This window comes from Elusimicrobiota bacterium (assembly GCA_041658405.1).
Classification (GTDB): domain Bacteria; phylum Elusimicrobiota; class UBA5214; order JBBAAG01; family JBBAAG01; genus JBBAAG01.
Genome location: JBBAAG010000005.1, coordinates 65,811 through 80,736, shown reverse-complemented (window position 1 = coordinate 80,736; position 14,926 = coordinate 65,811). Strand labels below are relative to the sequence as shown.

The following is a 14,926-nucleotide window of genomic DNA, read 5'->3' as shown; positions in this document are numbered from 1 at the left end:
CCCCGCTAAACATCAACGGCGTGCCTGTGTTTATCATTGTCATACCGTCAAGCGGGTACGATTGGCTGCCGTAGCATTGTTAACTTTCAGGACATGTGAGACAAACCAAGCGTAACGAGATGGAGACTTAAGAGAAGAACCCAACCTCATGGGGTTGGGCAAAAAAATGTTGAACCACTTGCCTGGAAACGGGTAAAATACCCGAAGAAACTAGGAGGCAAGAGTTATGGAAGAATTAAGAAAAGCACCGGAACCCGCAAACACACCGGAACCCGGCAGCACAGTAAAACTCATAAAACGCGTATACCGTAAATCCCAGACATACCACAGCGCAGAAGACAAGATCCGTATAGTATTAGAAGGCTTCCGCAACGAAACACCAAAGACCGACCTATGCCGTAGGGAAAAGATCCAGCCGTCGGTCTACTATTCCTGGCTGAAGACGTTTATGGAAGGCGGCAAGGCACGGTTAAAAGGCGAGACGTTAAGAGGCGCAACGGAAGACGAGGTCGAGAAATACAAGAAAGACAATGACGACTTAAAACGTCTGGCAGGCGAGCTGATGCTGGAATTAAGCCTGCTAAAAAAAAGTGTGCTTTAGCCCCTGGTAAGTGGTATCTTATGCTTACCTTGGAAGAAAAGCGTGAATTACTTGACCGCCTGAACAGTAGTGGCAACGGGCTGACAAACAAGCTCAATGAACTGGGCTTACCCAAAGCAACGTATTACCGTTGGCGCAACAGGTATGAGAAGTACGGGATAGAAGGGTTGAAGATGAAGCCAAAGACGCCGAATAATATATGGAACAAGCTCTCTGCAGCTGAACAGGAACGCGTTAAAGTAGTAATAAAAGCTCATCCTGAACTCAGTGCGCGGTTAATCGCAGTGAAGATAACTGACGAAGAAGATTTCTATGTCTGTGAGTCGAGTGTATACCGTATATTAAAATCCGAAGGGTTACTGCAACCCAGGGCAGTAGATATTCCCGCAGCACAGGAATGGAAGGTAAAGACCACAAAACCTGACCAGATCTGGCAATGCGATGCTACCAACTATTTTGTAGTAGGCTGGGGGTACTACAAACAAATAACTGCGTTAGACGACTATTCCCGCAACGTTGTGGCATGGGACCTTTACCCGGATGAAACGTGCAGAAGCATAAGCTGGACGATAGAGAAAGCTGTGGAAGAAGCCAGGAAACTCGGGCATTTGAAGGATGGTAAAGCTCCGATGTTGTTGTCTGACAACGGGTCAGGGTTTAAAGCCAGTGAACTGGAAATTATGCTAAGCATGCATGGTATTCACCATATTTTCGGTAAGCCGTACCATCCGCAGACACAGGGTAAGATAGAACGGTTCCACCGTAATATTAAGGGCGAGGTATGCCTGATAGTATATTGCAGCCCGGAAGAACTCAAAGCGGCAGTAGCAAAGTCTATTGACCGGTATGTTCATACGCCGCATAAAGCGCATAAGAACGTGTGCCCGTTAGATGTTTACATGGGCAGGAAGGAGGAAGTATTAGAAAAACGCAGGATTAAAAAACAACTGACTTTGGAACGCAGAAAAAGGTATAATTCAGGAAAAGGTAACGGCAGTGGTTCAACTGATGAGGTCTCCAAGTAGAATGTTAAGTTTTGTCTCATTACGCCTGAATGCTAACACATTCCAGACCGGTCCCTCTCCTTTCCAATAATTAATCGGGTCATTTGTCAAAGTCTGCCTGCCATGGACAAATATTATTGGATGATATTTTTCGCTTTTCTCAATGGAATATACATGCACTGAGGACAATAGTACCATAAACAAAACAACAACGCATCTTTTCACGGTTATCCTCCTTAAGACTATAATAATATTTTAAAACTTACCCGCGCGCCTACAGAATCATCAAACGGTACTTTGTCAACTGAACCCAGCGACTTTTTGTAGTTTATTCCTATACCAACCCTGTATTTTGACAGTATTGCAAGGTTATATTCCATACTTACAACTGCTGACGGTAATACCTGCCCTATGCATATTTTGTTAGAACTATATTCTCGCCATTCGTACCCGCTCATTTTTACTATGTCATTTAACAGGATGAGGTTGTCCAACCCTAGACCCAACGAAAAATTGTTGGCCTCACTGCCAAAATGTTTCTTTAGTATTACCGGTATACCCGCAAAATCCATCCTCTCTGATACCAATATTTTTGTGAAGTATGTTGCTGAAATACTATAATTCCCGTAAGTTAACCCTGTTTCAACCCCTAACCCCTTCATTACCCATAGTTCTGTTAACCCTCCTAAAGAAATGAAACTGCCGATACCGGTGATATTAGCATTGCTTAACAAACTGTAGTAATCCGTGTGAAAATCAAACACATTGCCTCGCACTACTGCGTCAGATGACAACGTAGTGTTTGAATACTCAGTAACAAAGTATATATTGTTAAACACTTTATCCATTTTTTCACCTTTAAGTTTGGTAGAAATGTTTAACAGGTTAAGTTTTACAAAATAATCGCCCAAAAACTCGGTCTTATTCAAAAACTTCCCTATTCCCAGCTCAAAATCAATATCCAATCCCCCTCCCCAGTTTGTTTTATACCCTATAAATACCGGTATGCCAACTGCTACCCCATCTTCGTTTACAAGATCTCTAGTTCGGTCTTCCATATACGTATTTGTATAAACATAATATCTTGACCACCAAAACACGTCATAATAGAACAATATTGTACCGGTACCAAAATAAAATCCGTATGGCAAATTCCACTTCTTTGTAAGTCCAATATTTAAAAATTTACCATCTACAAACATTGAGATAATACCATCTTCATTTTTAGTTTCATAATACGTATAGTACGATAAAAAAAATGTGCATAATTTATTTTCTAAAAATATCTCATAAAACCAACTTAACGGTATTCTGTTGCCGAATGAATTAGGGTCTTCAGTGAACACCGTTTCTGTTTTTCTGTCATAATAATCAATTTTGTAGTAATGATTAGGAGGCACATGAAATCCCTTTAACGTCATCATTAAAGCTGGAAGTCTTACACCGATGTTTATTTGTTCAGTGAAAGTACTGGTATCCTTTTTTATTTGATAATCAATAGCGTTAATTTGTTTTGCACAATACAGAGAGAAAATAGAAATACAAATCATAGTTGTTAAAACTTTGTTTATGACAATATTCGGTGTAACTTGTTTTTTCACAACCCCTCCTGTTCAGGACTGGTTATCGGAGTGTCGCGCCGTGTCATCAGAGAGTTACATACATTAATAAATAGTATATCCTTACTTAATAAGACAGTTGAAATGTAAAAAACGCTCATTTTATTTTTCCTAAATCCTACAAACTATTTGTTTAATCAACAACTTTTTACGGCGTTTACTGCGTACGGCTGGTGTTTGATTTGATTATACTGTAAATTACCCCGCCATTTTGACCCACTTATTAACATCCAATAATGACCAGTCGCTTACTTATATTTAGCGTCCAGGTTATTATACATACCCCTGGGTCATAATTCGATGCTAAACTGGGTCAAATTTGGATGCAAACTCACATGTATATTACACTTTTTTTAACGAAATCGCTTCACCAGGGCACGCAGCAACATTTTTTGGGATACACGTCCCGCAGCCAATACACTTCTTAGGGTCAATCTCCCAATACTTAATCTTCCCGTTTTCTTCGCGAACAGGGTAATACGCGAACATCGGGCAAAGGTCCATCGCCTGGCACTGTCCTTCCTCATGGAACCCCGGTGTTTTTTGCTTACACGCACGGCATTTAGAATGGTTAATCACAGCAACGTATTTCACATGATCAGTTTTCCACCGTTTTTCCGTTGCGGGTTGGCGTAACTCATTCGCTTTATTCTTTAACTGATCCACTGACGATATTTCAACCCCATACTTTTGTTTTGAAGTACGGCTTAGGTGCAGAAGCCCAGCCGCTAACCCGCCGATGATACGTTTATACGTATGCCTTATACCTACAGTATAGAATGAGGACACAATTTCTACTTTCCCAATATTTCCGCTGCTGATAACACTGATAACATCCTTACCGGTATACACCCCGCCGGTAAAGGTTGCTTCATACTTTAACCCCGTGTTTTTGGATAATAAATGCAGGTACCTCGAACTTTTCCATCGATGCCCCGGGCCAGAGTATCCCGAAGGTACTGTTTCTAATGACAGAGGGAACACATGATCCCCGAGCTCGCGGTTAAAACATATAAACCGTGCAAGCTTATCTACGCTTTTCTCCTGAAGTTTTACCGCGATCGTACCCATGACATCCATCATCGCAGCGGATAATTTTGGCGTGATCTTAACCTTCTCCCCAAGCCCGTGTTTATCAATTACTTTTTGGCATAACACCGTGGTATCAACCACGGAATTTACTAGAAAGTTAAAATATTCATCCACTTTTTTCATGTTAAACCCAAGGTCAACAAATAATACGAAGTACGGAGGGAAGTCCAGCCCGATTTCTACATCCACGCCGGTAGCTTCTACATACTTCTTGATAGATTTCGCTATTTTATCAGTGGTATTCACCCACTCACCTGAACGGTCACCTTCTTTTTCTGTTACCAACGGTTCCGGCCCGATCATTGACGGTGAAAACCGTAGTTTATACTTCTCCGCCACTTTCGTTGCGGGTAATAACACTTTTTCTATATACTCATCAACCTTATACTTACTTGCACGCTCGCCGGTAAGAAACATCGGCCAGTCAAGGATTTCTTTATCCGGATTCCACACATTACCCCGTGACTCAGAGATACACGAAGCATCACCTTTTTCGGATTCACACACCAAAGTTTTTAGCCCGACAAACGGGATCCCAATCTTTGCAATGTTCTCAACCTGCAACCCGGTTTGGGAATACGTTGCCGGTGCAACCCCAACGGGTAATGCGAGGTACGACGTAGTCCCGACATTAATCCCAAGATCAATCCCAAACTCTTTCTTAATGGCACGCCTGAAATCTTCCGCCCGGGTATTTGACTCAACTTTTACATCCATCATTTTCTCTAGGAGCTCATCAATTTTCTTAAACTCTTCCGGAGTAACATCCAACTGATGAGTTTCAATCTCGTACTGATAATCCTCTAAGAACGTTTTAGGTTTTTGGAACGGCATAATGCAAATACTTTCCTTTCCGCAATAACTATTTCTTTATGGTTTACAACCCCACCGTAATGTTTTAATCTCAAACGGTTTAAGGTAAATACTTAATTCCCCATCGGGCGATACTTTATGTTCCACACACTTTTCTTCCAGCATATTTGTCTCAACCACACTACTCACCGGAATGTTAAACTTCAAATTCACCAGCCCACCTGTTTTAAACGCATCGTATAATCTCAGTATGAACCCATCCCCATCCTCCGCACGTTTAAGACTTTCTAAAATAACATTATTTTGCTTTACTTTAACTATACTATCAAACAAAACTGAACATTTTGTTGTTACCCGCTGTTCAATTACGGGAACATTAAGTTCATACGCCGGGCGGATAACAGACTCTACGGAGAACGCGCATGCATGGGGTACCAGTGCGTATGTAAAAACATGCCGGCCTTCATCACCCCGCGGGTCAGGACGACGCCCGGACTTCAACAGGCTCAGTCTTATGTCACTCCCCAAAACACTGACGCCATACTTTGAATCATTAATCACTGCAATACCAAATCCTGTCTCCGAAAGGTCTACCCATTTATGGCAGCATACTTCAAACCTTGCGCGGTCCTGCTGGAGGTTCTCATGTACCGGGCGTTCAACGTACCCATACTGTATCTCATGCTTAGCATTATCAGCAAGGATATCAAGTTCAAACCCTGCTTTTAAAAGTTTATGCTTTTCCTTCCAGTCAACCTGAGTTTCGAAATCCACCTGTGCACTCTCTGCGTGGAATACCATGTCCTGTAATAACACAGAATTATCCCCGAGTTTATACTCACTGCGTATCCTCAACTGCACAAGCCCGTTTGATACAACTTCGCGTTTGACCAGTTTATCCTGTACCTGCATTTTTAAACGTTGTTCACGGTCAATATCCCAGTTATCATAAGTATCCGGTATATCCTCGCCTAACCACAACGTATTCAACGCACCACCGGGTTTTACAATCTCGCGTCCTGACTTCTTATCGATAAACGACGTTATCCTTCCAATACCGTCAAAGGTAATGGTTGCATAGGGAGTTTCAACCTTGTTATTCTCAACTTTGAATACCGACTGCTCCTGACCCCTCTTTTTTGTGAAGGTAACAACGCGCCCGCCTAACGCCGGGAAGTTAAGCCCTGTGATAGCCAACTTTTTCTTCCCTTCAATATCCTCAACCCATTGCGCATTAACGGTATCAGCATCAGGATACATACCATCCTTCGCGGTGGTAATACAAAGTTCACCCTGACGTACCCAGCTTAAACTATTGAGGACTAACACACTCTCCCCGCTATCATCTTCACCTTCCTGTGTGTTTGACAACACACGCATGGCCTGTGCTGCCAACCCTTCAGCTGAATGAATAATCTGCTTAAACGCATCCACCGCTTCATCATTAACCTTTGCGATTGACGACCCGGGAAGAATGTCATGGAACTGGTTTACTAACAACGCCTTCCATAGTTTCGTAAGTTCTTCCTTCGGATACTTTACTCCCCGCAGTTGTGCGAGTGTACACACAAACTCCGCATTCCTTAGCGCTATCTCCGCCTTGCGATTACCTTTCTTTACTTCCGAGATAGACGTAAGGGTTCCTCTATGGAACTCAAGGTATAACTCACCGGACCATGCCGGTAAGTCTTTTAGTTCATCCCGTACGCCATTCATAAACTTACTCAGGGTCGTATACCCAGTCTTAGGACACCCTTCGAGGTTGGTGATCCGCCTCGCGAATTCTATATCTTCAGCTACCGGCCCACCTCCGCCGTCACCATGCCCAACCGGCGCGAGGTACCTATCCTGCACATCTTTATGCTGTACCTCATTCCACCGTTTTGATAATCCTTCGATACACCCTTCCCCGTGATGCAAATGGTTAAGATGCGTGATAACCTCTGATCCATCAATCCCTCTCCACCTGAAAGTGTCATAAGGAAACCGCGTAGTATCGTTCCAACTCATCTTTGTGGTACAAAAATAGTGTACGTTACACCCCTGCAGTATCTGGGGTAACGCAGCAGAATAGCCAAACACATCGGGCAGCCACAGCGTGTCAGATGTGTAACCAAACATCTCGCGGGTAGCGGTTTGCCCAATCAACAACTGCCGGATAAACGCTTCTCCTGACGGTATATTACAATCCGGCTCAACCCACATTGCACCGTTAGGCTCCCACCGCCCTTCCTTAACTCTTGAGAGGATAGCCTCATATATTTTGGGATACCGTTCTTTCATCACTGCAACATGATACGGCGCGGTTTGAAGAAATATAAACTCAGGGTACTGGTCCATCAGGTTTAATACAGACGAAAACGTTCTTGCGCATTTCCGCCAGGTTTCTGAGATCGGCCATAACCATGCGGTATCTATATGCGAATGCCCTATCAGCCCGATAAACGGCGTGGTATCGCCATTCTTCGCTGTGAGTAAAGGCTTCATAACATCCCGGGCATAAGCAAGTTTTGGACGCCACTGGTGCTCATCACATTCTTCCGGCATAGCGAAAACTATCTCAAACACTTTCGCTAAACATCTCATAAGATTCGCACGGCGTAAACTATGTTCTTCAACTACACCGGCAACCTGGCGTAATACTCGTAAGTCATACACAAACGCAGTAACATCTTCACGTTCGAGATACACACTGATACCATTGAATACCCTGCATCCGGGAGACGGCACTTCCTTGATCTCATCAGGACGGCACCCAACCTGCGGATGCCCGGTATAAGCTTCAAACGCGAGATGGTATATTTTAGACGTAACCCCGGGATTCGCCATTGCAACATACTGATGGTTATTATCAAACACGCCTTTGAACATACCATCAACGATAAATAACGTTTCCCCACCGGTTTTTGCTGTGATAAACACCTTTTTCCCGTCACATGTATCCGGAAGTTTGATATCACCGCGGAACCACGCTGACTTCCAGCTATCACCCCAGCGGGTACCAGGACTAACAGGTTTCCAGTCAAGCACTTTCCCGCCGTTAGGTTCCATCACAAAGTGTTCAAATGTTTCGTATATCTCTGCCGGTACATCACAAACTTTTTGGTACCTCAGCAACGAGTACCTTTTTTCTATCTGCACAATTTTATTAATAACCTTTTTGCTGATTAACATCTCAAGCTACCTCTTAATCCTTAAACCGATAAACCTTTTCCCCGGACCCGTAATATATATAACCCCCGCAACTGACCGGCCCGGAAACCTTTACTTTCGGATCTACTGTATTATGCAAAATCTTAACACTATAATCTTTTGTATCAACCTCAAAAATATTACCCGATGTAGCACCCAAGATTCTTCCATCTGCAGTATTCACCAATCTCCACACCCCGCCGGAGAGAGAGTGTGCGTCATTCCTGTGGACCACTTCACGTGTACGCGTATCCACTACTGCGAGTTTCCGTATTTTATTAGCTTGATACATTAAAACTATACGCCCGGGTTCAGCTAATGCGATACCATCGATACCATAAACATTAGATGTATCAAGCTTTACTTCCCACGTGATAGTACCTTTATCAATATCAAATGCCAATAAGGATGCATTCTCTTCTAACGGTTTACGGTTACCTATATGCGTAGTCGTCCCGCAGATATGCAGTTTTGTTGCTGGATCGTATACCGCACAAGAAAGCCCGTAGTTCATAACCGCAGCATCGTACCTGCGGGTAACTTTACAAAGTTCAGGGTCAATCTCTGCGATACCGCTGGTAGTATTCCCGTAATCGGTAATACCGAATACATAAATTTTACCGTCAACGAGGTACATTGTCCGTGGGCGCATATAGCAATTCCCGAGTGTAACAAAATTATACGGATTATTCTCTGGCTTAGCTCCCGGGTTCCACGGTTTTGCCGGATCGTAAAGCGAAATCACGCCATTGCCGTATGACGCGGTAAACATTTTGTCTTTATAATTAGCGAATGAATACACCTGTGCCGCGGCATTATTTATCCCGAGATACTCAACCCCTTTTTCTTTTATACCGTCGTCATACCTAAACATCGCAAGGGGTAACGCTGTTGACCCATAAACCTTTTTATCCGGCCCTTCTGTGATTTCCATAATAGTAACGCCGTCACCGGAATAGTTGAACCTAAATTTCTCCGTAACGCCGGTGGTAGGATTTTTTAATGTATAATCACCCTCGATCCCGGCACCGGCAACTATACGCCCGTCGGAAAGAGTTATAGGATGGTACACCTGTGAATTGAATGGTTTAACATTTTTCGCTTCTACCATTTTATACTCATCAGTTACCTGGTACCAAGTTTTTCCAATACTCGCATAGGTATTCCCATCAGCATCCGCTGTGATTGAAGAAAAACCGGACTTACCTTTAAGTTCACTGGGGAGTATGGAAGTAAACGTTGCGCGTTTAACGTCATACACTACGACATCCGCCTCTTCGATCCCGGTCCCGCAAAGAATATTACCATCCCGCATCTTCGCAAGTGTGCGGAGGTATGTGTTTGTACTATGCGCGCGGCCGCAATCGTTAAACTTCTTAGTATACGGGTCATAACTTATAAGTTTGCATTTAGGAAACGTACAAAAATATATTTTCCCGTCATCCCCGATCTCCGCTTCCCACACGTACTGTTCGGTTTCAACCGGCTTCCCAAGGTTTACGATCCCGAGTTCAGGTTTTGCAGGGTCAAACTCAAAGAAGTACGCTTCGTATGTACTCCCGAAAAACATTTTTTTTACGCCAGGATGCCAGATGAACCCGCGGCAAAGCGACCACTTATCCTTTGACCCTTCCGGCATCGGAGGGTTGTACCTTATAGTTTTCATAGTATCCGTATTCACAGCAATTACAAAAAACGGGTTTGATATCTGCCCGAAGTTAAAGTATATAGTTTTCCCGTCAGGCCCGACGATATACGAAGGCGAACCGTACAACGCTGCGATCTTTGCGCCAATACCAACAAATTCTGCGTTAACACTTATTGCTGTACTCATCATTAATACTCCTAACAACATCATAACCTTTTTACTTAATTTTATACGTAACATACTTGTCCTTATCTTAATCACTATAATTTCATACGCATCAAATACTTACCCTCACCCCAATAAATGTAACCATCCATCGCAGTCAAGCCTTGAATACCATACTTTTCAGTATTATATAATGTTTTTATTTCAATACCATCATCGATATCAGCACAAATAATTTCTTTCTCAGTATTTGCGTATACACAACCTTTATACGCAGTGACAGAAATAACGGTTTTACCTTTAAGCTGTAAAACAATGTTTTTAGTTAAACATTTGTTCGATACGGTATCATAAACAAATAGTTCGTATAAACCCGTACTCTCATCAGCCGTAGAAGATTTTTTTAATCCATACCCCGAGATAACAACAATTTTTCCTTCAACAGGTGATGTTACAAATACAGACACCGGCGGTTTTTCGGTTAACGACCTTGGGCTATCCTTCCATAAAACTTTCCCCGTACCGATATCCACTCCAGCAACTACCGCCACTTCTGGTGGTACCCCAACTTTTTTTCCTATATGCCCGACGTACGTACTTGAACCTAAGAACCATTTTTTAGTTAACCCGTCATAAGCAACGGACACCACGCTTTGGTTTGGAACTATCCCAATATACTTAGCGGTCACGGTGCAGCTACTCGGATCAACGACTGCAAGCCCGCCTTCGGGTTTACCATAATCCGGTGAACCGGTAACAACGACTTTGTCTTCACCACATTGCATTACACGGGGACGCATAAAGTTCGGGCCAAGTATTGCGAACCGGTACGGGTTTTGAGACACTTCGGCTCCGGGGTTCCATGGTTGAACGGGATCGTACCGCCATAACGCACCGTTTTGGTATACCGCTTCGAACAGTTTCCCACCCCAGTTAGCGAATGAGTATACTTCAAACCCCAGGTGATTGCCTAACCGTTCAATCTTTTCTTCCTTTGGGTTATACCTAAATATGTACAACGGCAATATTGTACTCCCATACACCTTCCCGTCGGGCCCGGGAGCAAGCGCGAAGATATCAACCCCGTCTCCGCGGATGTCTATATTAACAATTTCTGCTTTCTTACTAACTGAATCATAAATCCTAATTGAGGAAATGTTAGAAACAATTTCTACTGTTCTGCCGTCATATAATGCGGTTGGATAATACTTTTCATATCGTCCCGGTTTATTATCCGTTTTCTTTACTTCGCCTTCAGGTGTAACAATATACACCCTACCGCCAACATTAAACAAAGTTGACCCGCTGGAAGTATAGTACACCTGTGAAACTCCAGCTTCCCTCTTTACTTCGGAAGGACGTATTGATGTAAACACTTTTCTCAGTGGGTCGTAACACACAACATCGTTATCATCCGCGCCGGTGCCCATATACACCCGGCCATCGTGACCAACTGTCATTGAACGTATGTACTTATTCGTAGGATGAGCTTTCCCAAGACAAGTTAACGACCCTATATTAACGTCATAAGCGTAGAGGCTACACCCGGGAAATGAGCCGAGGTAGAGTGTTCCGTCCCGTCCAACTGCCATTGCCCAAATATACTCTTCTTTATCCCCAACTTTTGAAATGTATTGCACACCGAGATCCAACCTCGCAGGGTCGAGGCACATCAGATGCGCGGTTGGCATCGTACCGAAAAATAACTTTTTCACTCCGGGATGCCAGATAACTGTTGCGCGGTCCCACTCACTCCCGGGTCCGGCTTCCGGTGGTTTATATATATTTTTAACCGTTCCATCAACCGCGCATTTCGCAACGATAAACCGTTCCCCCGCCTGCCCGCAGGGAATGTATATATCACTGCTTCCCGGCACAACAAAGGTGTCGTACAACGTTACAGCATCCGATGCAATGCCAAGATTTTCTACCATTTTATCCTCTGCATTTATATTCGGTATAAACAACAAGTTTAACAATATTGAAAATAATAGAATATACATAGAAGTTTGTACTTAAACAAAATATCCTTTTCTATCTCAGCGGTTTCGTTTTTTTCAATGGGGGCAGATAATTATCGGATGTTATCACACTTTTCCCGGTTTTCCCTTCTAATTCCAATCGCGCTTTTTTTGCTATCTTGCCACCTGATTTACAAACCTCTTTGTTTTCGGGCATACCCGTGGCATTTACACTTTCTGCAATTTTGCGAGTTGATAGTTCTGCAAGAGCGGTGAATATAAGTTCGGCTTCGCTCATGTGATCACGCAGATTTTGTGTTTTAAGCCCTTTGATATCTTTGTGTTTCTTAACCGAAACACCACTCCATTCCCGATGAATGATATTGGTCAGAATAGCGTACTCATTTTCTTTAGTTATTTCATGATTTTGCCAGTAATCAGTAAGTTTGTTCCGGGTTTCCTGCCCCATCATACGTTGTTGAATCCATTTTTCGCTTCTACCGTGCCGCTGCCAGTATTCACGGGCACGGTCAAGCGAACGGGCCGGGTCGTTCATATCCTGCAGGCGTTCATACCCAACCTTTGCAAGCCATAGTTTAAAAGGTTCTGCTTTTGATGAAGGTATAGATTGTATAATTCGCAAAAGCCCTTCCACATTGGCGGTATCTGTTACTCTCATTCTTCCATCAGTTGCTTTCATTTTCAACTGTCGACAAATTGTCGACAGTTCGATACCATCTTCACTTTTAACCCTAATTTTCATCTTAAACCAGTAATCACGTGGATTAACACTATCAGTCAATGCTCCAACAACATCAATTACCGAAAAATACCAGGTTTCATTTTTTTCGTCGTAATGACGGCGAATTTTGTAGTTCTCAAACACTGCTAATGCATTATTACTCATCTTCTTCCCCTCCCATTTCCTATACTCAACCCATTCCCCATACGATATGTCATCTGTCGTAGTACCGGTACAAACACGCGCCAACTGCGAAATACAAATAGTCTTGATACTTTACAACCCCTTGGCTGGCAATGTTATTATCAGAAAATTCCGCGAGTACTGTAAGTTCATAACTCTTTGGGTCGATTACAAACAGTTCGCGGTTACTCGCACAATATATTTTCCCATCTGAATCAACAAACGGCGTAACTTTTGGCCCGGTTTTCAAAGGAACAACTTTGTCATTCATAACAAACCGTTTCCCCACAGCGTCGTAAACAAACATTTTTGTTACCTTACCGCTATACTCCGTCATCAACCCCACAACTTTCCCGCCGGCAATCGTTGCCATCATCATAACAGAGCCCACCGCAGTTTTTTCGCCGGTACTAAGTTCAGTTTCATACTCCACCTTTTTTGTCTCGGGGTTAAACACAAACATCTTCGCGTATTTTGTGAGATACTTCCGGTGGCCAATCGCAACACTTGTCCCGCCGTAGATACGTTTAGTAACCGGTTCGTAAGTTATACACTTAATACTTTGGTTTGATATTACCGGTACAATTTTATCGATAACTTTTTCGGTTACCGCATCGATCACCGCGAGCCCGCCGTTGTCAGACCCGTAATCCGGCGTACCTGCAATATATATTTTATCCCCAACGGTAATCATACTTAATGGCCGCATAAACTCGCCGCCAAGGTCCATTTTATCTTCGGAGTCCGTCACTCTGCGAGGATTGTACTTAATTCCTTCTCCCACGTCCGAGACGAACGTACGGCCTAGGGGATAAGTAGCTTCAAACATCTTATTTTTGTAGTTTGTAAAACAGTACACTTCCGCACCGAGATGCACCCCGAGGTACTCGCTAACATTTTCAGCGGTTATATATTTGAACATCGATAACGGCAATATGGTACTACCATAAATATTATTATCCGGTCCCAGAGTAATCGCGTGAATAGCAATCCCGTCGCCTTCATACTCAAACTTTATACGGTCACGTTTACCCGTGACGGAATCTTGCAGAATATAAAAACCAATTGGGGACGCTTCTACGACTTTCCGCCCATCAGCAAGCGTGGCAGGGTAGTATACCGGGTTTCTTTCAGTATTATACTTCCCTTCGACAAACTCGTTCTTCTCGGTTATCAGGAACGTTTTGTTGTCTACAATAGCAACAATCTGGCCGTCAACGTTTTTTAATACCCTGGCATGTCCCGGCATTTTGAACTCCTGTGGAAGGATTGACTGTGTTTCCCCTGTTTTTGGATCACAACAAACAATTTCTTTCACATCAATTCCTGCGCCGGCATATATTTTACCGGTTGATGATGATACAGCAACGCTATTTGCATACTTATTTTTATCACTTACCACGCAAACATTTTTTGCAGTATTATCATACGGGTTGTACTCAATAACCTTACATCCGGGATACGTGCCAACATACACTTTCCCGTCGGGACTTACAGCCATATCGTTGAGGTACGTTTCAGTAGTATCTACCCGCAGTAAAGGTATCAACCCTTTCTCCGGTACAACAGGGTCGAACTCGAGTATCCACGCTTCACCGGTAGTACCGAAGTACCATTTTTTGCGTTCAGGATGCCACGAGTACGCACGGGATATCTGCCACTTCCCATCCTTATCTGTCGCCGGCGGAGTGTACTTGTTAGCGACGCCATCAGTACTCACCCCGATTAAAAACATGTTGTGCTTGTCCAGCTGCCCAAAATTGATGTATACCGTCTTCCCGTCAGGCGATACGAAGTAACCGTAAACGTTCGCTACTTTCGACTGTACCCCGAGATTCTCGAACTTATTATGGTTCATCTCTACTCCTTCCAAGTTTAGTGTACCACATGACGTGAGAATAATAAA

The 14,926-nt window shown here is 43.4% G+C and carries 9 protein-coding genes; 2 read left to right on the top strand and 7 right to left on the bottom strand.

Features of this window, described 5'->3' with window-relative positions:
• Nucleotides 1-226 precede the first annotated feature (226 nt).
• Together WC955_02150 and WC955_02145 are read left to right on the top strand one after the other, a co-directional pair.
• Nucleotides 227-601: a transposase gene (locus WC955_02150; GenBank protein MFA5857846.1), complete on the top strand. Its 375-nt coding sequence runs from the start codon at nt 227-229 to the stop codon at nt 599-601.
• Nucleotides 602-621: 20 nt separating this feature from the next.
• Complete coding sequence (locus tag WC955_02145) at nt 622-1,626, top strand: DDE-type integrase/transposase/recombinase (GenBank protein MFA5857845.1); 1,005 nt, start codon at nt 622-624, stop codon at nt 1,624-1,626.
• A gap of 221 nt (nt 1,627-1,847) precedes the next feature.
• Here WC955_02145 and WC955_02140 read toward each other — a convergent pair whose 3' ends face one another.
• The 7 genes from WC955_02140 to WC955_02110 all read right to left on the bottom strand — a co-directional run bounded on the left by WC955_02140 (nt 1,848) and on the right by WC955_02110 (nt 14,878).
• On the bottom strand, nt 1,848-3,206 hold the full coding sequence (locus WC955_02140; protein ID MFA5857844.1) for a hypothetical protein: 1,359 nt from the start codon (nt 3,204-3,206) through the stop codon (nt 1,848-1,850).
• A 360-nt stretch (nt 3,207-3,566) separates the two neighbouring features.
• Nucleotides 3,567-5,150: a 4Fe-4S dicluster domain-containing protein gene (locus WC955_02135; GenBank protein ID MFA5857843.1), complete on the bottom strand. Its 1,584-nt coding sequence runs from the start codon at nt 5,148-5,150 to the stop codon at nt 3,567-3,569.
• Nucleotides 5,151-5,186: 36 nt separating this feature from the next.
• A complete protein-coding gene (locus WC955_02130; protein MFA5857842.1) occupies nt 5,187-8,303 on the bottom strand; it encodes a glycoside hydrolase family 38 C-terminal domain-containing protein in 3,117 nt (1,038 codons plus the stop codon).
• A 13-nt stretch (nt 8,304-8,316) separates the two neighbouring features.
• A complete protein-coding gene (locus WC955_02125; GenBank protein MFA5857841.1) occupies nt 8,317-10,158 on the bottom strand; it encodes a hypothetical protein in 1,842 nt (613 codons plus the stop codon).
• 71 nt (nt 10,159-10,229) lie between these two features.
• Entirely contained in the window at nt 10,230-12,068 is a 1,839-nt protein-coding gene (locus WC955_02120; protein MFA5857840.1) for a WD40 repeat domain-containing protein, read from the bottom strand.
• A 100-nt stretch (nt 12,069-12,168) separates the two neighbouring features.
• Complete coding sequence (locus WC955_02115) at nt 12,169-13,002, bottom strand: Bro-N domain-containing protein (protein ID MFA5857839.1); 834 nt, start codon at nt 13,000-13,002, stop codon at nt 12,169-12,171.
• Between the two features lie 49 nt (nt 13,003-13,051).
• Complete coding sequence (locus tag WC955_02110; protein MFA5857838.1) at nt 13,052-14,878, bottom strand: hypothetical protein; 1,827 nt, start codon at nt 14,876-14,878, stop codon at nt 13,052-13,054.
• Nucleotides 14,879-14,926 lie beyond the last annotated feature (48 nt).